This is a genomic window from Myxococcus sp. AB025B (genome assembly GCF_006518215.1).
GTDB classification, from domain to species: domain Bacteria; phylum Myxococcota; class Myxococcia; order Myxococcales; family Myxococcaceae; genus Myxococcus; species Myxococcus fulvus.
In genome coordinates, this window is record NZ_SRLW01000193.1 from 1 (window position 1) to 19,423 (window position 19,423).

Here is a 19,423-nt window from a genome sequence, read left to right on the forward strand (position 1 = left end):
GTTCTTCAGCGAGCTGCCGCCTGGGGTCCGGGCGAGCACCACGACGTTCCCCCGGCGCAACCGCCTCATCTCCGACGCATCGGATGCGGTCCTGGTGGTGAGGGCGGGGGCGGAGTCGGGAAGTCTGTACACGGCCCGGGCGGGGCGGGCGCAGGGACGGCCCGTCCTCGCGATGCCCGGGGACGTGCGGCAGGAGGGGGCGGCGGGCTGCAACGCGCTGTTGCGGGAGGGCCACGCGAGCGCGTGCCTGGACGTGAAGGACGTCTGGCGGGCGGTGGGTGTTGACCCTGGGTGGATGGTGGCGCCGGGCAGGGAGGACTGCTGGGCCCGGCTCTCCGCGGAAGCACGCGGGGCCTATGCGGTGTTGGACCGGATTCCCCGGACGTTCGACGAGGTGCTGACCGGGAGCACCCTCACGCCGGCCGCGCTGGTGAGCGCGCTGGTGGAGCTGGAGATGACGGGGCTGGTCCTCCAGCACCCGGGCAGGTTGTACGAGAAGCTCTAGGTAGGAGAGTCATGGCCACGCGGACGAAGAAGAAGGCGGAAGAGACCGAGGCGACCGAGGAGAAGGCGCCCCGCAAGGCAGCCGGCAAGGCGGCCGGTCGCACCGCCGCCAAGAAGAAGCCTGCGGCCAAGAAGGCCGCGGCGAAGAAGACGGCCGCCCGTCGGCGCGCGACGAAGAAGGGTGACGACGACGCGCTGCCCTCCGTGGAGGCGGATGCGGAGGAGGAGGCCACGCCGCGCGGCAAGGGGCCGCACTACCTGGTCGTCGTGGAGTCGCCCGCGAAGGCGAAGACCATCAAGAAGTACCTGGGCTCCGGCTACACGGTGAAGGCCTCCGTGGGGCACGTGAAGGACCTGCCCAAGAGCAAGATCGGCGTCGACGTGGAGCACGACTTCCAGCCCGAGTACGAGGTCATCAAGGGCAAGGAGAAGGTGCTCAACGAGCTGAAGAAGATGGCGAAGTCCGCCGACAAGGTCTTCCTGGCCACGGACCCCGACCGCGAGGGCGAGGCCATTGCGTGGCACATCAAGGAAGAGCTGGCGCACCCGGACGCGATGCGGGTGACCTTCAACGAAATCACCAAGAAGGCCATCCAGGAAGCCATCGCCCAGCCGCGTGAGCTGAACCAGGACAACTACGACTCGCAGCAGACGCGCCGCATCCTGGACCGTCTGGTGGGCTATCAGATCTCCCCGCTGCTCTGGCAGAAGATCCGCCGGGGCCTGTCCGCCGGCCGGGTGCAGTCGGTGGCGGTGCGGCTCATCGTGGAGCGCGAGGCGGAGATCAAGGCCTTCGTCCCCGAGGAGTACTGGACGCTGGACGCGCTCCTGGAGGGCCCGTCCGGCCCGCCGCCGTTCAAGGCCAAGCTGTCCAAGGTGGATGGCAAGAAGGTGGAGCTGAAGGACCGTGTCAACACGGAGGCGCTCGTCGCCGAGCTGCAGGGCGCCGCCTTCAACGTGGCCAAGGTGGACCGCCGCGAGCGCCGCCGCAACGCGCCCGCGCCCTTCATCACGTCCAAGCTCCAGCAGGAGGCGGCCAACCGGCTGTCCTTCACCGCGAAGAAGACGATGACGCTGGCCCAGAAGCTCTACGAGGGCGTGCCCCTCGGCGAGGAGGGCCAGACGGCGCTCATCACGTACATGCGCACGGACTCCACGCGTCTGTCGGACGACGCCGTGAAGCAGGTGCGGGAGATGATCGGCACGAAGTACGGCGCGGAGTACCTGCCCGAGGAGCCGGTGGTCTACAAGTCGCGCAAGAGCGCGCAGGACGCCCACGAGGCCATCCGCCCCACGTCGCTGGAGTACCCGCCGGAGCGGGTGCGCCCGTTCTTCGACGCGATGGACGAGCAGGACATGTTCCGGCTCTACGAGCTCATCTGGAACCGGTTCGTGGCGTGCCAGATGAAGCCCGCCGTGTACGACCAGACGAGCGCGGACATCGCCGCGGGTCGGGCCACGTTCCGCGCCTCCGGCAGCACGCTGAAGTTCCCCGGCTACCTCGCGGTGTACGGCGCGGGCCTGACGCCGGAAGAGGAGGCGGAGAAGGAGAAGGCCAAGGCCGCCGGTGACGAGAGCGCGGACGGCGCCGACGCGGTGGGCGACCTGCCGGTGCTCAACGACGGCGACCGCCTGGGGCTGCAGAAGCTGCTGCACGAGCAGCACTTCACCCAGCCGCCCCCGCGCTTCAGCGAGGCCACGCTGGTGAAGGAGCTGGAGGAGAAGGGCATCGGTCGGCCGTCCACGTACGCGGCCATCCTCTCCACCATCCAGGACAAGAAGTACGTGGAGAAGCTGGAGAGCCGCTTCCGGCCCACGGACCTGGGGCAGATGACGAACGAGATGCTCGTCAAGCACTTCCCCCACGAGCTGGACGTCACCTTCACCGCGACGATGGAGGAGAAGCTCGATCAGATCTCCGAGGGCGGCGCCAAGTGGGTGGCGGTGCTGCGCGACTTCTACGGGCCCTTCAAGGACACGCTCGAGAAGGCGAAGGCGGAGATGCGCGACGTCAAGCGCGAGGAGATCAAGACCGACATCGCCTGTGAGAAGTGCGGCAACCACTTCGTCATCAAGTTCGGGAAGATGGGGCACTTCCTCGCCTGCTCGAACTACCCCGACTGCAAGAACACCAAGGACTTCAAGCGGGACGCCGAGGGGAAGATCGTCATCGTCGAGGAGGAGACGACGGACGAGCTGTGCGAGAAGTGCGGCAAGCCCATGGTCATCAAGCGCGGCCGCTTCGGGCGCTTCATGGCGTGCTCGGGCTACCCGGACTGCAAGACGTCCAAGCCCATCTCCATCGGCGTCAGCTGCCCGGAGTGCAAGCAGGGCTACCTGACGGAGCGTCGCAGCGGCCGGGGGAAGATCTTCTTCGGCTGCAACCGCTACCCGGACTGCCGCTTCGCCGCCTGGGACCGGCCGCTCGCCGAGTCCTGCCCCCAGTGCGCGTCGCCGTACCTGCTGCAGAAGTTCTCCAAGCGGGACGGGGCGTACATCTCCTGCCCCAACAAGGAGTGCGACTACCGGCGGGAGGTCGCGGAGCAGCCGGGCGTCCCCACGGACCCGGGGACCAGCTCGGCTGCCTGAAAACCCAAGTGTTTACAGGGGGCTGGCCCGTCCGTGGCTTGACAGCTTCGGCGGGCCCGCCCTACAACCCGGCCAATGATTTCCTCGGTGGTCAGCGAGTGGCTGGTCAACGCGAGCCTCGCGGCCGCGGACGCCGGCAAGCTGGGTGTCACGGACTCCGTCATCAAGTTCTTCAAGGATGGCGGTCCATTCATGTTCGTGAACCTGTTCTGGCTGGCGTGCGCGCTGGCGGTGGCCACCGAGCGCATCGTCACGCTGGTGTTCCGCTACAACCTGAACCCCGCGCCCTTCATGGAGCAGATCTCCAAGCTGGTGCGCAGCGGCAACGTGGACCGGGCGGTGAAGGTCTGCGCCATGGCGCCCAACGCGCCCCTGGCGAAGGTCATCCGCGCGGGGCTGGTGAACGCCAACCGGGGTGAGATCGAGGTGGCCAAGGGCGTGGAGGAGGCCATCGTCGAGTACAGCCCGCACGTGACGAAGCGCATCCCCTGGCTGTGGTCCCTGGCGAACATCGCCACGCTGGTGGGCCTGGTGGGCACCATCTTCGGTCTCATCGGGACGTTCCAGGCGCTGGGCAACGTGCCGGCGGAGCAGAAGCAGGTGCTCCTGTCGGAGGGCATCTCCAAGGCGATGAACAACACGGCCTTCGCGCTCTCCATCGCGGTGCTGTGCATCGTGTTCCACCTGTTCCTGACGTCGTACGCCAAGGGCATGGTGGAGAGCCTGGAGCTGCACGCGCTGAAGCTGGAGAACCTGCTGTCGCGGCGCGGCGGCGTGGACCCGGCGGCCACGGAGCTCGAGGCTCGCGCGTCGTAGCGCGGGCGGAGTGCGCGTCCATGGCGTTCTACTACTCCCGCCGCAAGCTGAAGGTCCGCGAGGAAGAGGAGTCGGGCGAGCTGAACGTCGTCCCGTACCTCGACATCCTCATGAACCTCATCATCTTCATGCTGTTGTCGATCACCGGCCTGGCCTCGTTCGGCATCCTGAACGTGAGCGCGCCGGCGTATGGGCCTCCATCGGCGGGCATGACGCAGGAGTCGGCGAGCGACGAGCCGAAGCTGACCCTGTCGGTGCTCATCTCCCGCAAGGGTCACTTCGTCAGCAGCGAGAACGCCATCCTCGGCGAGGCCGGGGCGCCCACGGTGCCCACCCGCGCCGACGGTGACTTCGACTACGCCGCGCTCAACGCGTGGATGGTGAAGATCAAGTCGGAGTTCCCCAAGGAGACCAAGGTCATCGTCGGCGCGGACGCGGACATCCCCTACGACGCGCTCATCCAGACGATGGACGCCATCCGCGAGGAGCAGGGCGCCCAGCGCCGCCTGCTGTTCCCCGACGTCACGCTGGCGGGGACCTGAGCCATGGCCGAGACGCTGCCGCACGTGCCGGAGGTCGTCGACGAGGAGGCCCTCGCGCGGCTGCGCTACCGCCGGGCCCTGGCGCGCAAGAAGCGCAAGGAGCGCGAGGCGGCGGGGGAGATCAAGGAGCTGAACATCACCGCGATGATGGACATGATGACCATCCTCCTGGTGTTCCTGCTCAAGTCCTTCGCCTCGTCCTCCGCGGCGGTGACGGCGTCCGAGGACGTGCGCCCCCCCGTGTCCACCACGCGCGCGACGCCCCGGGACACGGTGGCCGTCACGATCACCCCCAAGAGCATCCTCGTGGGCGAGCGCGAGGTGCTGCGGCTGGTGAACGGTCAGCTCCCGGCCGAGGCCCTCCAGGGCCGGCTGGTGCTCCCGCTCGACGCGCGGCTGAAGAAGGAAGTGGAGAAGCTCAAGTACATCGCCGAGCGCAATCCGCAGGCGCCCTTCAGCCAGGAGCTGTCCGTCATCGCGGACCGCAAGGTGCCGTACGACATGCTCCTGAGCGTGCTCTACACGGCGGGACAGAACGAGCTGGAGAACTACCGCTTCGTCGTCCTCAAGAAGGACGGAGACTGAAGGCGCCCCCTGGCGTGTGTCAGGGAGCGCCCGGCCCGTGTCCGTGTCCCGCGTCGCCTAGAGGGACGGCGTGGCGTAGTGGCCGCCGCGCATCTCCTGCTCGTGCGCGGTGGCGTCCTCCTCGCAGCGGATGGCGAAGGGCAGGGCCTCCAGGCGCTCCTTGGAGATCTCCTGGCCGCAGTCCACGCACTCGCCGAAGACGCCCATGTCCATGCGCCGCAGCGCGGCGTCGATGAGCATGATTTCGCGCCGCTGGGCCTCCATCAGGCTGGACAGGGTGTAGTCCGCCAGCTCCGACTGGGCCTGCTCCTCGTATTCGGGGTCGCGCTCCTGCTCCTTGAGCGCCGTCAGCTCGCGGTGCGCGCCGTCGCTCGTGGTGAGGATTTCCCGCCTGCGGCGCTGGAGTATCTCGCGTACCCTCAGCAAGTCTTGGGCTCGGCTCATGATGGGCCTCGTCTTCGTGGATGCTGCTTCGAGTGCGTCTTGCGCTCGCTCGGAAGCACGCGGCCCCGAGCGACGAACGCGAGAAACGTAGGGGTGCAACCCAGGTGCGGAAACCGCGCCTTCCAACGGGGGGCAATGGTGGCTCGGGGGGCGGGCGGGCGGACACGGCGGCCTGTCCCCGACGACGGGTTGACGCTCCTGGATTCACGGTCGGGACAGGGCGTGCCAGTCCTGCTAACTGTTGGCTGACGGGCACGCGCGCGTGGGCGCTCCCGGGAGGACGCGGATGTCGGACGTGAAGCAGCGGGTGACGGTGATTGGCGGCGGTCTGGCGGGCACGGAGTGCGCGTACCAGCTCGCCCGCAGGGGCGTGCCGGTGGTGCTGCGCGAGATGAAGCCCCACAAGCGCTCGCCAGCGCACAAGTCGGATTCGCTCGCGGAGCTGGTGTGCAGCAACTCGCTGCGCTCGGACAACCCGGAGAGCGCCATCGGCCTGCTGCACGCGGAGCTGCGGGACCTGGGCTCGCTGGTGCTGTCGAGCGCGGATGCGCACCGGGTGCCCGCGGGCGACGCGCTGGCGGTGGAGCGCGAGGGGTTCTCCCAGGCCATCACCCAGGCGCTGAGGAGCTCCGGCGGCGTGGAGCTGGTGGCGGGCGAGGTGGAGACGCTGCCCGAGGAGGGCCCCGTGGTGGTGGCCACCGGGCCGCTGACGTCCGACGCCCTGACGCGCGAGCTGGAGCGGCACGTGGGGCAGAAGCTCTATTTCTACGACTCCATCGCCCCCATCCTGTCGGCGGACTCCATCGACCTGACGGTGGCCTTCCGGCAGAGCCGCTATGGCAAGGGCGGCGGGGACGACTACCTGAACCTGCCGATGAACCGCGAGGAGTACTACCGGTTCATCGCGGAGCTGAAGGCGGGCCAGAAGGTGGTTCCGCACAGTTTCGAGGAACCGAAATACTTCGAAGGCTGTCTGCCCATCGAGGTGATGGCGGAACGCGGCGACGACACGCTGGCCTACGGGCCGATGAAGCCGGTGGGGCTGAGGGACCCGCGCACGGGCAGGGAGCCCCATGCCGTGGTGCAGCTGCGCATGGAGGACCGCGCGGGCACGGCGTGGAACATGGTGGGCTTCCAGACGCGCCTGACGTGGGGTGAGCAGAAGCGCATCTTCACCACCTGCATCCCGGGCCTGCAGAACGCGGACTTCCTGCGGATGGGGCAGATCCACCGCAACACGTTCATCGACTCGCCGCGCCTGTTGTCGAGCGACCTGTCGCTCAAGAGCGAGCCCCGGGTGTTCTTCGCGGGGCAGGTGTCGGGCGTGGAGGGGTACGTGGAGAGCGCGGCGTGCGGCTATCTGGTGGCGCTGGCGCTGCATGCGCGGTTGAGCGGCAAGCCGTGGGTTCCGCCCCCGGCGACGACGGCGCTGGGCGCGCTGTTCCGTCATGTGACGGGCGAAGCGCACCCGCCGGACTACCCGCATCAGCCCTCCAACATCATCTTCGGCCTCTTCCCGCCGCTGACGGGGCGGATGAAGAAGGCGGAGAAGCGGGTGGCGTATTCGGCCCGCGCGAGGACGGACCTGGCGGCGTGGCTGCCACACGCGGGTGTCCCGGCATCGGGCGCCCCGGAGCACGAGGAGCAGAGGAGCGCATGATTCGGCCGAGGCTGGGACGACTTCTGGGCGCGGGGCTGGTCGCCTCGCTCGTGGTGGCTGGCGGCGGATGCAAGAAGAGCGAGGACGCGAAGCCGGCGGGGAGCCCGTCGGCCGCGACTCCCTCGGCGGCGGCGCCGAGCGCGCCCGCCGCGCCGAGCCCCTCCGGGCGGGCTCCGGCGGGCGCGGGGCAGGGGCTGCTGCTGGACGCGGGCCGCGCGGCGGACCTGCGGCTCACGTCGGATGGGCGCTTCGCCACGTACCTGATGAACGGGCAGAAGCCCCGGCTGGACGGTGTGCCGCCGCAGATGCTGCTGGGCGAATTGCGCGTGGTGCCGGTGGAGGGAGGGGAGCCTCGCAAGCTGGGCGACAGCGTGACGAACGTGCCGGGCGGGCTCCTGTTCTCGGCCGACTCGCGCTACGCGCTGTACCTCACCGGCTACAACCCGGCCTCGCAGTCGGGCACGCTCAACGTGGCGACGCTCGATGACGCGAAGGCGGAGCCGGCGGTGCTCGGCACGGCGGTCAGCTACATGCTGCCCTCGCCGGATGGAACGAAGGTGGCGTTCGTCGATGGCGGCAAGCTGAAGCTGGGGCCGCTGCCCGCGGGGCCCTTCGTCGACGTGGCGGCCGAGGTGAGCACGGCGCAGTTCACCGCCGACGGCAAGGCGCTCCTGTTCAAGCGCCGGCTGTCCGCGGCGGGCGGCCTGGCGGTGGTGACGGTGGACAAGCCAGAGGCCGCGCCGCGCAAGCTGGCGGACCAGGTGGGCGACTACTCGGTGTCGCCGGATGGCCAGCGCGTGGCCTTCCAGGTGCGCAGCGAGTCCGTGCGCGGGCTCTATGACCTCTACCTGGCGGAGCTGCCCGCGGAGAAGCCCAAGCGGCTGGCCGTCGCCTCGCAGGCGTTCGGCTTCTCTCCGGACGGCAAGTGGCTGGCGCGCTCGGAGAACGGCAAGCCGGACGTGCCGGGAGATTTGTACGTGGGCCCCGCGGCGGGCGGCCCGGGCCGCAAGGTGGGCGAGCGCGTGGAGACCTTCGCCTTCTCGCCGGACTCGCAGGCCGTGGGCTTCCTGGACAAGTACGACGTGACGGCGCGCGCGGGGTTGATGGCGGTGGCGTCACTGCCGGACGGCGCGCCCAAGCGGGTGGGGGACCGGGTACCCAACTTCGTGTGGGGCTCGGACGCGCGGTACGTGGCGTTCCTCTCGCGTTTCCTCAAGCCCGAGTACTCGGTGGACCTGATGCTCTATCCGCTGGGCGCGGAGAAGGCGGAGAAGGTGCACCGCGGCGTGTTCGGCTACGGCTTCATGCCGGGCAACGGCCAGGTGGTGTTCCGCTCGAACTGCATCCGCAACGGCCGCGCGTGTGACTTCAAGGCGCTGGAGCTGCCCCAGAAGGCCGAGCCGCAGACGTGGCTCCAGGGCATCTTCAGCTACAAGCTGTCCACGGATGGCAAGCGCGTGCTGGCGACGTACGCCCGCATGGACTCGGACACGTACGACATCGCCGTGTACGACGCGAAGACGCAGGCGCGAAAGCCGTTGGACCAGGGCGTCCAGGTGCCCGTCTACTTCGGCGGCAAGGAGGACTCGCGCGCCGTCTACATCATCGCCCAGGGGCCCAAGGCGGGCGTCTACAGCGTGAGCGCGCTGCCCTGACCCGGAGGACGTCGGGGCTCACCGGAGCGTGAGCTGGAAGCTCACGCCTCCGTCCCCGATGCTGAAGCCCGCGTGCGGGCCGAAGGCGAGCACGGAGAAGAGCGCCACGCCCAGGCATGCGAGCACCACCTTGCGGCCGGTGCGCAGCGAGTGGAAGAAGGTCGTCTCGTAGTTGGCGCCCACGAAGCGCAGCGCGAAGAAGAACCCCACTGGCAGCAGTGGGGTGTCGTTCACCGTGAACCAGAGACTGGAGAGCGCGAGCAGCTGGAAGTAGCGCTTGCGGCTCAGGTGGAAACGGTCGTCGTACTCGGTGGTGGCGGCGGTGTGCATCGGCTCCCTCGCGGAGGTGAAGCGGTGTGCCGCCGACGGGTGCAGGGGCCTCGCCAGCGGGAGGCACGTCGTTCCGAGGGCTTGGCCCGCGCCGTCGTCCTGGCCCGGAGACACCGGGTCCGGGATGACAACCCTGGAGCCCCACGCGCGGTGTCGCCCGAGGGTCCTCGGGTGTGCTTAGGTCCGCCGCGCGCATGACTTCGACTCCGCTCACGTATCGCCGCTACGGCGGCTCGCTCCAGGTCGACATCCCCACCTTCGACGTGCTCGTGGAGGCCTCGCGCATCCCCGAGACGCAGTGGATTGCCACGGCGTGCCCGTTGGAGGGCTTGAGCTGTGACCCGGCCTTCCTCAAGTTCCTCGACACGGATGGCAATGGCCGAGTCCGCGTGGCGGAGGTCCGCGGTGCGGTGGACTGGGCCGCTCGGCACCTGAAGGACCGGCGCGGCGCGGACGCGAGCAGCGACGTGCTGGAGCTCAACGCGCTGTCCTCGGAGGGGGCCCCGCTGCGGAGCGCGGCGGAGATGATCCTGCGCACCGTGGGTGCGGCGGACACGGGCCGAATCTCCCTGGCCCAGGTCCGCGCCAGCGACGAGGCGCTGCGCAAGGCGGGGCAGAACGGCGACGGCATCATCGCCCCGGACCGGCTGCCGGAGTCCCTGCGCCCGCTCGCCCGCGACATCATGGCGTCCTTCCCCGAGGTGAAGAACCGCGCGGGGGAGGCGGGCGTGGACCAGCCCATGCTCCAGCGCTTCCGCGACGAGCGTCAGGCGCTGCTCACGCACCTGGGCAAGCGCGGCGACGTCTTCGTCTGGGGAGAGGAGAGCGAGGCGCGCGCGAAGCGCATCCGCGAAGTGGCGCCGCTCCTGGACGCGTACTTCCTGCAGTGCCGGCTCGTCGCCGCGCAGCCCGAGGCGGCGGCGGCCCTGCGGCTGCGCGCGGAGCGGGTGGAGGGCGCGCTCGGTGACACGGCCGCGCTGGGCAAGGCCGCGGGCGACCTGCCGATTGCTCCTCCCGACGCGGCGGGTGTGCTCGAGTGGTCGCGCCTCTTGCGCGGCCCCGCGTACGAGCAGCTCCAGGCATTCCGTCGCGACGTCGCGGCGCCGCTGACGGGGGACCCGGAGCGCCTGACGGACACGGCGTGGCGCGAGCTGGTGGCGAAGGCGGACGCGGTGCTCGCGTGGTTCGCGACGCGCGACGCGAGCCCCCTGCACAAGCTGGCCGGCTCGCTGGAGACGGTGTCGCTCGCGGACGTGGATGCGCTCGACGCCGCGAGCCAGGCGGACCTCGCGCTGGCGCCCACGCTCGCGTCCATCGTCGAGCTGGAGCGGCTGGTGCTCTACCAGCGCTGGCTGCTGGTGTTCGCCAACAACTTCATCAGCATGCCCAACCTGTACCTGCCCAAGGCCCCGGCGCTGATGGAGCGCGGGACGCTCATCCTCGGCGGGCGCAAGTACACGCTGTCGGTGCTCGCGAAGAACCGCGCCGAGCACGCCGCGCTGACGAGCCAGGGCACCACGTGCATCCTCTACGTGATGGTCGCGCCCAAGGACGGCACGCCCGGCTACGAGGTAGCGGTGCCCGTCACGCGCGGCCGCAGCGCGGACCTGGTCGTGGGCAAGCGCGGCGTCTTCTACGACGTGGACAACCAGGAGCACGACGCCACGGTCACGCACGTCATCCGTCAGCCCGTGTCGCTGTGGGAGTCGATGACCATGCCCTTCACGCGCATGGCCGGCTTCATCACCAGCAAGGTGGAGGGCATGGCCACCGCGGGCGAGAAGACCTTCGACGCGACGCTGGAGGAGGGCTACGCGAAGACGGTGGCCGCGGCCCCGTCCCCCACCGCTCCCCCGGCACCGGCCGCCGCGGCACCGGCGCCGGCCGCCGCGCCTGGTGGGCTCGCGGGGGTCATCGCCGCCGGCAGCATCGCGGCGGCGGCGCTCGGCTCCTCGTTCGCGTTCATCGTCTCGCAGGTGAAGTCCCTGACGTTGGGGGACGTCATCACGGCCGCGTCGCTCATCGCCATCGCCGTCATGGCGCCGGCGGGTCTGCTCGGCTGGCTGAAGCTGCGGCGGCGCAACCTGGCGCTGCTCCTGGAGGGCTCCGGCTGGGCGCTCAATGACCGGCTGATGCTCACGCGCGGGCTGTCCACGCTGGTGACGCGCCGGCCCCGGCTGCCCAAGGGCGCTCGCGTGGACCACCGCGACATGGTCCGCCCGGCGCTGCTCGCCCAGCAGGACGATGATGGCGAGCAGGACGGCCTGTCCTGGTGGGCCCGCCTGGGGCTCGCGGCGCTGCTGCTCTTCATCCTGCTCTGGCAGGTGCGCAACCCCATCCTCACCTGGATGTGCCAGAAGGCCTGGCTGTCGGAGGCCTCGTGCGTGGCGCTGCTGCCCACGCCTCCCGTCGCGCCGGTCGTCGTGCCCACCGCCCCGGCCGTGCCGACGAAGTAGGGGTTTCGTGGGGCCCGGAATCTTGCGAGGCTCTCCGGGCCCCCTACGCTCGACCTCGCCATGACGAACCTGTCGCCGCTCTTGGAGAAGTTCCGGGTCCACCTGGAGGACGAGAAGGGCGCGTCCCCGCACACGGTGCGCAACTACCTGGTCGACCTGGTGGACTACGAGCGCTACCTGGTCGAGCGGATGAAGTCGTCCCTGCTCGCCGGCACGCACGCGGCGATTCGCGGCTACCTGGGCACCCTGAGCGTGGACCACGCGCCCGCCAGCCGCGCGCGGCGCCTGGCCTCCATCAAGTCCTTCTACAAGTACCTGGTGCGCCAGAAGCTGCTGCCCGCCAGCCCCGCCAAGCTGGTGAAGAGCCCGAAGCTGCCCAAGGCCCTCCCCAAGGTGCTGCCGGTGGAGGAGGTCTTCGCGCTGCTCGACGTGCACGACCTGAAGTCCGTGCTCGGCCTGCGCGACAAGGCCATCCTGGAGATGCTCTACGGCGGCGGGCTGCGCATCAGCGAGCTGTGTGATTTGGACCTGCTCGCCGTGGACCGGAGCGGCCGCATCGTCCGGGTCATGGGCAAGGGCAGCAAGGAGCGCCTGGTCCCCGTCAACGCGCAGGCCATCCGCTCGCTCGAGGCGTACCTGGCGCGTCGGGGCGAGCTGCTCGCGGAGCCCAGGCCGGGGCAGGCGCCGGAGGCCATCTTCCTCAACTTCCGCGGTGGCCGGCTGACGCCCCGGAGCATCCGCCGGCACCTGGACCAGCACGTGCTCAAGTGCGCGCTGGCGCGCAAGGTGAGTCCGCATGCGTTGCGTCACTCGTTCGCCACGCACCTGCTCGGTGGGGGCGCGGACATCCGCAGCATCCAGGAGCTGCTGGGCCACGCGAGCCTGTCCACCACGCAGCGGTATACCCACGTCAGCTGGGAGCAGCTCCAGCAGGTCTACGACGCCGCCCACCCCCGCGCCTGAGAAACGGTGCGGGAGCGGACAGGCGGGCGGTGTTCCTTGGAAACGCGGGGCGCTGCTTGTTAAACCCGCTCCATGTTCCACGGCACCACCATCCTCTGTGTGCGACGCGACGGAAAGGTCGCCATCGCCAGCGACGGTCAGGTCTCGCTCGAAAAGACGGTGATGAAGAACACGGCGAAGAAGGTCCGCAAGCTGGGCGAGGGGCAGGTCCTCGCCGGGTTCGCGGGCAGCACCGCCGATGCCTTCACCCTGTTCGAGCGCTTCGAGGGCAAGCTCAAGGAGCACCAGAAGAACATGGCGCGCGCCTGCGTCGAGCTGGGCAAGGACTGGCGCACGGACCGCTTCCTGCGCCGGCTGGAGGCGCTGCTCGTCGTCGCGGACAAGGACAAGACGTTCATCCTCTCCGGCGTCGGGGACGTCATCGAGCCGGACCACGGCATCGCCGCGGTGGGAAGCGGAGGCCCCTACGCGTTCGCCGCCGCCCGGGCGCTGATGGCCCACACGCAGCTGTCCGCTCGCGAGGTGGCGCAGCAGTCGCTCTCCATCGCGGGCGAAATCGACATCTACACCAACTCCAACATCTCCATCGAAGAGCTCTAGGAGCCTCCCCGTGGCCGAATCGCGCAAGACGTCCGCCTTCACGCCTCGTGAGGTGGTGGGCGAGCTGGACCGCTACATCGTCGGGCAGAACGCCGCCAAGCGCGCGGTGGCCATCGCCCTGCGCAACCGCTGGCGCCGCCAGCAGGTCTCCGACGACCTGCGCGACGAGATCCACCCGAAGAACATCATCATGATCGGCCCCACCGGCGTGGGGAAGACGGAGATCGCCCGCAGGCTCGCGAAGCTGGCGCAGGCGCCGTTCATCAAGGTGGAGGCCTCCAAGTTCACGGAGGTGGGCTACGTGGGCCGCGACGTGGAGTCGATGATTCGCGACCTCGTCGAGGCCGCCATCGGCCTGGTGCGCGAGGAGGAGACGGAGAAGGTCCGCCCCCGCGCGGAGGAGCTCGCCGAGGACCGGCTGATGGAGCTGCTCCAGAACAACGGCGCGCCGCGCACGCCGTCCTCGCCGCCTCCGTTCGGTTTCGCGCCGCCGCCCCCGCAGCCCGCGCCCCAGCGCCTGGGTGACCACGAGCGCGAGAAGCTGCGCGCCCAGCTGCGCGCGGGCACGCTGGATGACCAGTTCGTGGAGGTGGAGACGAGCGACAGCGCGCCCGCCTTCATGCGCGGCTTCTCCGGCCAGGGCATGGAGGAGATCGGCGTCAACCTGCAGGACCTCTTCAAGAACATGCCCGGCATGAGCAAGACGCGCAGGCGTCGGGTGCGCGTGCCGGAGGCGCTCCAGGTCCTGCGTCAGGAGGAGGCCCAGAAGCTGGTGGACCCGGACCGCGTCCAGCGCGAGGCGGTGGTGCGCGCCGAGTCGAGCGGCATCGTGTTCATCGACGAGATCGACAAGATCGCCAGCCGCGATGGCGGCGGGAAGGGTGGGGGAGGCCCGGACGTCTCGCGCGAGGGCGTGCAGCGCGACATCCTCCCCATCGTCGAGGGCTCCACCGTCAACACCAAGTACGGCATGGTGAAGACGGACCACATGCTCTTCATCGCCGCGGGCGCCTTCCACGTCTCCAAGCCCAGCGACCTCATCCCGGAGCTGCAGGGCCGTTTCCCCATCCGCGTGGAGCTGGAGCCGCTCTCCGGCGACGACCTCATCCGAATCCTGCGCGAGCCGAAGAACTCCCTCTTGCGCCAGTACACCGCGCTGCTCTCCACCGAGGGCGTGCGCTTGTCCTTCACCGACGACGCGGTGACGGAGCTGGCGCGCATCGCCCAGCAGGCGAACGAGCGCACGCAGAACATCGGCGCTCGCCGCCTGCACACCGTGCTCGAGCGGCTGCTCGACGAGGTCTCCTTCTCCGCCAGCGAGCTGGGGCCCCGGGACTTCCAGGTGGACGGCAATTATGTGCGCGAGCGGCTGGGCGCCATCGTCCAGGACGAGGACCTGTCGCGCTACATCCTCTAGCGCGCTATATGGCGCGCACACCGCCGTGCCCTCACCACAAGGAAGGTTGACTCCCTTGCTGCAACCCGTGCCCTCGGCCGCCCCCAGCTCCAACGACACCCTCATCCAGAAGGCCCGCCACCATCTGCTGCAGAACTACAAGCAGCAGCCCATCGTCCTGGCACGTGGGCAGGGTACGCGCGTGTGGGACGCGGATGGGCGGGAGTACCTGGACCTCATCGGGGGCGTGGCCACGTGCGCGCTCGGCCACTGCCACCCGGACGTGGTGGCGGCGGCGCACGCGCAGCTGGACACGCTGTGGCACGTCTCCAACGCGTTCTACTCGCAGCCGCAGATCGACCTGGCGGCGCAGCTGTGCGAGTGGAGCGGCCTGTCGCGCGCGTTCTTCTGCAACTCGGGCGCGGAGGCGAACGAGGCCCTGCTGAAGCTGGCCCGCAAGGTGATGAAGGACCGGGGCACGCCGGAGCGCTTCGAGGTCATCACCTTCGAGCGCAGCTTCCACGGCCGCACCCTGGCCACCGTCACGGCCACGGGGCAGCCGAAGTACCACGCGGGCTTCGAGCCGCTGCCCGCGGGCTTCCACCACGTGCCTTATGGCGATCTGGACGCGGTGCGCGCCGCGGTGAAGCCCACCACGGCCGCCATCCTGGTGGAGCCCGTCCAGGGCGAGGGCGGGGTGCGTCAGGCGCCCGCGGGCTTCCTCAAGGGCCTGCGGGCGCTGTGCGACGAGAAGGGCCTGCTGCTGCTGGTGGACGAAATCCAGACGGGCATGGGGCGCACGGGCATCCCCTTCGGCTTCATGCGCGACGGCATCCTCCCGGACGCCATCAGCATGGCCAAGGCGCTGGGCAACGGCCTGCCCATCGGCGCCATGCTGTGCCGCGACGACGTGGGCGCGAGCATGGTGCCGGGCAGCCACGGGTCCACCTTCGGCGGCAACCTGGTGGCCGCCGCCGCCGCCAACGCGGTGCTGAAGGTCATCCGCCAGCCTGGCTTCCTCGACGAGGTGAACGCCAAGGGGGCGTACTTCCTGGAGAAGCTCCGGGGCATCCAGTCCCGGCTGCCCGCGGGCCGCGTGGTGGAGGTCCGGGGCCAGGGCCTGCTGGTGGGCCTGGAGATGGACCGCGACGCGCCCCAGGTGCTCGGCAAGCTGCGCGAGGCGGGGGTGCTCGGCAACGCCGCGGGTGAGCGGACCGTGCGCTTCGCCCCTCCGTTCACCATCAGCCGGGAGGAACTGGACCAGAGCCTGGCCATCATCGAGCGGGTGCTGACCGCCCTCTGAGGGCGGGCTCCCCTCGGCCGGAGCCTGGGGTAGGGGGGCACTGGGTGTTTGACGCCCCGCGTCCCCCAAACCTAGGCTGTTCCATTCGGCAACCCTTCAGCGGACCGTCCTGTGAGCGCGTCAAACACGATTGTCGGCCTGGGGGCCCGGACGGACCACATCGCCACCGTGCCCAACCTGGACCTCGCTCGCCTCCAGCTCTCGCCGGAGGAGACGGGCGTGTTGTCGCTCGTCGGCAGGGTGGAGCGCATCGACCAGGTGCTGTCACGTTCCACCCTGGGTGAGGCGCGCACCATCGCCGTGCTGCTGGCGCTGCGCGCCAAGGGCGCCATCGTCCCGGCGCGCGTGGTGCCGCGAAACCAGCCGGCGCCCGCCGTGGACGCGGCGATGGCCGAGGAGGTGGACCTCGAGCCGGAGCGCAAGAAGGAGATCATCGACCTGGAGCGCGCGCTGGACGGGCTGGACTACTTCGCCGTCCTGGGCCTGCGTCCGGGCGCCCCCGCCACCGAGGTGAAGCAGGCGTACTACAACGCGTCTCGCCGCTTCCACCCGGACCGCTACTTCGGCAAGAACCTGGGCAGCTTCCGCGCGCGGATGGAGCGCATCTTCCGCAAGCTCACCGACGCCCACAACGTTCTGAGCCAGCAGGACAAGCGCGACGCGTACCTCAAGGCGAACCCGGCGCTCGCACAGGCCTCCGCCGCCGCCTCGGTGTCCTCGCCGCCGCCCGTGGCCTCCTCGCCGGCTCCAGCCGCGGCCTCGTATCCGGCCACGGAGCTGACACCCATCGGGCTGACGCCGCCGCCCGCGCCCTCGCCACTGCGGATGGCTCGGCCCGCACCGCCGCCCACGCCCGCGCCGCCGCCGGTGCACGACGCGGAGTCGGAGGCCCGGCGCGCCGAGCGACAGGCCCGGCTCGCCCGTCACCCGTACATGGCCAAGAACGTGCGCCTGACGGAGCTGGTCGCCCGGGGCAAGGCGGCCGTGGCCCGGGGCGACTGGGAGCGCGCGTACCAGGACTTCCACCAGGTCCAGACGATGGACCCGAAGAACCGCGAGGTGGCGATGCTGCTGGTGGAGGCGCGCCGCCGTCACGACGAGCAGCGGGCCTCCGTCGAGGTGACGCGGGGCCGGGAGCTGGAGCAGCACGGGGACGACGTCGGGGCGCTCGCGGCGTACCGGCTCGCCTTCTCGCTGGACAACCAGAGCGCCGAGGCGGCCTTCCGCTCGGCGAAGCTGGGGCTCCAGCAGGGCCAGGACGTCGGGGAGGTGCGCGTCCTGGCGCAGCGCGCCGTGGACCTCCTGCCGGGGAGGGTGGAGCACCAGGTGTTGTTGGGACGGGTGTTGATGGAGTCAGGGGCCAAGAAGCAGGCCAAGCGGGTCTTCGAGGACGCGACGAAGCTGGACCCCGACAACGCCGAGGCCAAGGCGGCGCTCAAGAAGCTGCGCTGGACGTTCTAGTAGGATGAGCACGCTCACCCATGGCTGAGTCCGAACCTCTCATTGGCATCGACCTGGGCACGACGAACAGCATCGTCGCGACCGTCCAGGACGGGCAGCCCATCGTCATCAAGAACCGCACCGGCATGGCGCTGACGCCGTCGGTGGTCGCGGTGTCGAAGAACGGCAAGCGCCTGGTGGGCGGCATCGCCAAGCGCCAGGCCATCACCAACCCGCAGGAGACGGTGTACGCCGCCAAGCGGCTCATCGGCCGGAAGTTCTCCTCGCACGAGGTGCAGGACGCGCTGCGCTCGCTGCCCTACGAGGTGGTCGTCGGACAGCACGACGACTTGCGCATCCGGATGGGGGGCAAGGACCTGTCCGTCCCGGAGATCAGCGCGATGATCCTCCAGGAGCTGAAGGCGGACGCGGAGGCGCACTTCGGCAGGCCGGTGACGAAGGCCGTCGTCACGGTGCCGGCGTACTTCAACGATGCCCAGCGCCAGGCGACGAAGGACGCGGGCCGCATCGCCGGGCTGGACGTGCTGCGCATCATCAACGAGCCCACGGCGGCGGCGCTGGCGTACGGCTTCAGCCGCACGGTGAACGGCCGCGTGGCGGTGTTGGACCTGGGCGGCGGCACGTTCGACGTGTCGGTGCTGGAGATCAACCAGGGCGTCTTCGACGTGGTGGGGACGGGCGGCGACACGTACCTGGGCGGCGAGGACTGGGACAACCGCATCATCGAGTGGCTCGTCTTCGGCTTCGCGAAGGAGCACGGCATCGACCTGCGCAAGGACCGCATGGCGTTGCAGCGGCTCAAGGACGCCGCGGAGAAGGCGAAGGTCGAGCTGTCCAGCGTGCGCGAGGCGCAGATCAACCTGCCGTTCATCAGCACGCCCCCGGGTGGAGGCGCGGCGCTGCACCTGCAGGCGGCGCTGTCGCGCGAGAAGCTGGAGGACCTGACGGCGGACCTGGCCGAGCGCGTGGTGGGCATCACCACGGAGGTGCTGGGCGAGGCGGGGGTGCGCGCGTCGGAGCTGAAGGAGGTCATCCTGGTCGGCGGCATGTCGCGCATGCCCAAGGTGGTGGAGGCGGTGCGCGGCTACTTCCGCCGCGAGCCGTGCAAGGGCGTGCATCCCGAGGAGGTCGTGGCCCTGGGGGCGGCGGTGCAGGCGCACGCGCTGGTGGCGCAGGAGAGCGAGCTGCTGCTCCTGGACGTCACGCCCCAGAGCCTGGGCGTGGCCATCGCCGGGGGCTTCGTGCGGCGCATCATCCCGAAGAACACCACGGTGCCCACGTCCGCCACGGAGGTCTTCGCGACGTCGAAGGACTTCCAGCGGCTGGTGAAGATCATGGTGCTCCAGGGCGAGCACGAGCTGGCGCACCAGAACGAGCTGCTGGGCGAGTTCGTCCTCACCGGCCTGCGCGAGGCGCTCCGCGGGCAGGTGGAGATCGAGGTGACGTTCGACATCAACGCGGAGGGCATCGTGTCCGTCTCCGCGCGCGACAGGGAGACGGGGCTGCGCCAGTCCATCACCGTCACCGCGTCCAGCGGCCTCACGGAGGAGGAGCTCAAGCGCATCATGGACGAGCAGCGCGGCTACCTCATGGCCGCGCGCATCTCCGAGGAGCTGAAGGTCAAGCGCGTGGAGCTGGACACGCTCGCGCGCGACGTCATGGACGCGCTGACGCGGGCGAGGCTGTTGCCGGGCGGGGGTGGGCTGACGCCGGACGCGGTGCCTCGGGCCGAGCAGGTGCTGGAGCACGCGCGCCAGGTCCGCGCCAACGAGGACGTGGCCGCGCTGGGCCGGGCGTGTGAGCTGCTCGCCGGGTGTCTGGCGCAGCTCAAGGGCTCCGCGCGTGGCGGTGTGGGGCGATAGATGGGCAGCCAGCGCGCCAACCAGCTCGTCGAGGCCGGACTGTGGCTGCGCCTGAGCGGCGATGCCCAGGGCGCGCAGAAGCTCTTCGAGCGGGCGCTGGAGCTGGACCCGCAGAACGTCCGCGCGCGGGATTGTCTCGCCTCGCTGGAGGCCTCGCCCGGGAAGAGCTCACCGTTCTCGCCGGGTCCGTTGGATGCGGGGGCGCGCGGCACGCCGTTGGCCTCGCTGGAGGGTGACTGGGGGGCGTGGGCGGAAGG

General features: G+C 70.2%; 16 protein-coding genes and 1 pseudogene. 15 read left to right on the forward strand and 2 right to left on the reverse strand.

Annotation, left to right across the window (positions count from 1 at the left end):
* The 5 genes from FL311_RS27745 to FL311_RS27765 all read left to right on the forward strand — a co-directional run.
* Window positions 1-505: DNA-processing protein DprA (locus tag FL311_RS27745; protein WP_141329645.1), on the forward strand; the 505-nt coding region annotated here is incomplete at its 5' end.
* A gap of 11 nt (window positions 506-516) precedes the next feature.
* Entirely contained in the window at window positions 517-3,093 is a 2,577-nt protein-coding gene (topA, locus tag FL311_RS27750; protein WP_141329646.1) for a type I DNA topoisomerase, read from the forward strand.
* 75 nt (window positions 3,094-3,168) lie between these two features.
* Window positions 3,169-3,909 carry a MotA/TolQ/ExbB proton channel family protein gene (locus FL311_RS27755; protein WP_141329648.1) on the forward strand — a complete coding sequence of 247 codons (741 nt, stop codon included), beginning with the start codon at window positions 3,169-3,171 and terminating at the stop codon, window positions 3,907-3,909.
* A gap of 20 nt (window positions 3,910-3,929) precedes the next feature.
* A complete protein-coding gene (locus FL311_RS27760) occupies window positions 3,930-4,451 on the forward strand; it encodes a biopolymer transporter ExbD (protein WP_074957437.1) in 522 nt (173 codons plus the stop codon).
* Window positions 4,452-4,454: 3 nt separating this feature from the next.
* Entirely contained in the window at window positions 4,455-5,036 is a 582-nt protein-coding gene (locus tag FL311_RS27765; protein ID WP_141329650.1) for a biopolymer transporter ExbD, read from the forward strand.
* 57 nt (window positions 5,037-5,093) lie between these two features.
* Here FL311_RS27765 and FL311_RS27770 read toward each other — a convergent pair whose 3' ends face one another.
* Window positions 5,094-5,480 carry a TraR/DksA C4-type zinc finger protein gene (locus FL311_RS27770; protein WP_141329652.1) on the reverse strand — a complete coding sequence of 129 codons (387 nt, stop codon included), beginning with the start codon at window positions 5,478-5,480 and terminating at the stop codon, window positions 5,094-5,096.
* Between the two features lie 286 nt (window positions 5,481-5,766).
* On the opposite strand from FL311_RS27770, the gene trmFO reads away from it, so the two are divergent.
* Entirely contained in the window at window positions 5,767-7,140 is a 1,374-nt protein-coding gene (gene trmFO, locus FL311_RS27775) for a methylenetetrahydrofolate--tRNA-(uracil(54)-C(5))-methyltransferase (FADH(2)-oxidizing) TrmFO (RefSeq protein WP_141329654.1), read from the forward strand.
* Entirely contained in the window at window positions 7,137-8,795 is a 1,659-nt protein-coding gene (locus FL311_RS27780) for a PD40 domain-containing protein (protein WP_141329656.1), read from the forward strand. The genes trmFO and FL311_RS27780 overlap by 4 nt, the downstream gene beginning before the upstream one ends.
* An 18-nt stretch (window positions 8,796-8,813) precedes the next feature.
* Here the strand turns inward: FL311_RS27780 and FL311_RS27785 are convergent, their stop codons facing one another.
* The gene (locus FL311_RS27785; RefSeq protein ID WP_141329658.1) at window positions 8,814-9,125 is read right to left on the reverse strand and encodes a hypothetical protein; all 312 of its coding nucleotides are present in this window, start codon (window positions 9,123-9,125) and stop codon (window positions 8,814-8,816) included.
* 194 nt (window positions 9,126-9,319) lie between these two features.
* Here FL311_RS27785 and FL311_RS27790 point away from each other — a divergent pair, with 194 nt between their 5' ends.
* From FL311_RS27790 to FL311_RS27825, 8 genes and pseudogenes are all read left to right on the forward strand, one after another.
* Entirely contained in the window at window positions 9,320-11,581 is a 2,262-nt protein-coding gene (locus FL311_RS27790; RefSeq protein WP_194869390.1) for a kinesin, read from the forward strand.
* Between the two features lie 60 nt (window positions 11,582-11,641).
* Entirely contained in the window at window positions 11,642-12,544 is a 903-nt protein-coding gene (locus FL311_RS27795; RefSeq protein ID WP_141329662.1) for a tyrosine recombinase XerC, read from the forward strand.
* A 72-nt stretch (window positions 12,545-12,616) separates the two neighbouring features.
* Window positions 12,617-13,144 (forward strand): ATP-dependent protease subunit HslV, encoded by a 528-nt coding sequence (gene hslV, locus FL311_RS27800; RefSeq protein WP_141329664.1) that lies wholly within the window; start codon window positions 12,617-12,619, stop codon window positions 13,142-13,144.
* A gap of 10 nt (window positions 13,145-13,154) precedes the next feature.
* Complete coding sequence (hslU, locus tag FL311_RS27805; protein WP_141329666.1) at window positions 13,155-14,561, forward strand: ATP-dependent protease ATPase subunit HslU; 1,407 nt, start codon at window positions 13,155-13,157, stop codon at window positions 14,559-14,561.
* A gap of 46 nt (window positions 14,562-14,607) precedes the next feature.
* Window positions 14,608-15,843: an aspartate aminotransferase family protein gene (locus tag FL311_RS27810; protein WP_141329668.1), complete on the forward strand. Its 1,236-nt coding sequence runs from the start codon at window positions 14,608-14,610 to the stop codon at window positions 15,841-15,843.
* 111 nt (window positions 15,844-15,954) lie between these two features.
* Complete coding sequence (locus FL311_RS27815) at window positions 15,955-17,304, forward strand: J domain-containing protein (RefSeq protein ID WP_141329670.1); 1,350 nt, start codon at window positions 15,955-15,957, stop codon at window positions 17,302-17,304.
* Window positions 17,305-17,324: 20 nt separating this feature from the next.
* Complete coding sequence (dnaK, locus tag FL311_RS27820; RefSeq protein ID WP_141329672.1) at window positions 17,325-19,166, forward strand: molecular chaperone DnaK; 1,842 nt, start codon at window positions 17,325-17,327, stop codon at window positions 19,164-19,166.
* A pseudogene (locus tag FL311_RS27825) lies at window positions 19,167-19,423 on the forward strand (tetratricopeptide repeat protein); the annotation flags it as partial.

Coding starts and splice junctions, on each gene's coding strand:
- topA (WP_141329646.1), top strand. CDS start 517: ATGGCCACGCGGACGAAGAAGAAGGCGGAAGAGACCGAGGCGACCGAG.
- FL311_RS27755 (WP_141329648.1), top strand. CDS start 3,169: ATGATTTCCTCGGTGGTCAGCGAGTGGCTGGTCAACGCGAGCCTCGCG.
- FL311_RS27760 (WP_074957437.1), top strand. CDS start 3,930: ATGGCGTTCTACTACTCCCGCCGCAAGCTGAAGGTCCGCGAGGAAGAG.
- FL311_RS27765 (WP_141329650.1), top strand. CDS start 4,455: ATGGCCGAGACGCTGCCGCACGTGCCGGAGGTCGTCGACGAGGAGGCC.
- FL311_RS27770 (WP_141329652.1), bottom strand. CDS start 5,480: ATGAGCCGAGCCCAAGACTTGCTGAGGGTACGCGAGATACTCCAGCGC.
- trmFO (WP_141329654.1), top strand. CDS start 5,767: ATGTCGGACGTGAAGCAGCGGGTGACGGTGATTGGCGGCGGTCTGGCG.
- FL311_RS27780 (WP_141329656.1), top strand. CDS start 7,137: ATGATTCGGCCGAGGCTGGGACGACTTCTGGGCGCGGGGCTGGTCGCC.
- FL311_RS27785 (WP_141329658.1), bottom strand. CDS start 9,125: ATGCACACCGCCGCCACCACCGAGTACGACGACCGTTTCCACCTGAGC.
- FL311_RS27790 (WP_194869390.1), top strand. CDS start 9,320: ATGACTTCGACTCCGCTCACGTATCGCCGCTACGGCGGCTCGCTCCAG.
- FL311_RS27795 (WP_141329662.1), top strand. CDS start 11,642: ATGACGAACCTGTCGCCGCTCTTGGAGAAGTTCCGGGTCCACCTGGAG.
- hslV (WP_141329664.1), top strand. CDS start 12,617: ATGTTCCACGGCACCACCATCCTCTGTGTGCGACGCGACGGAAAGGTC.
- dnaK (WP_141329672.1), top strand. CDS start 17,325: ATGGCTGAGTCCGAACCTCTCATTGGCATCGACCTGGGCACGACGAAC.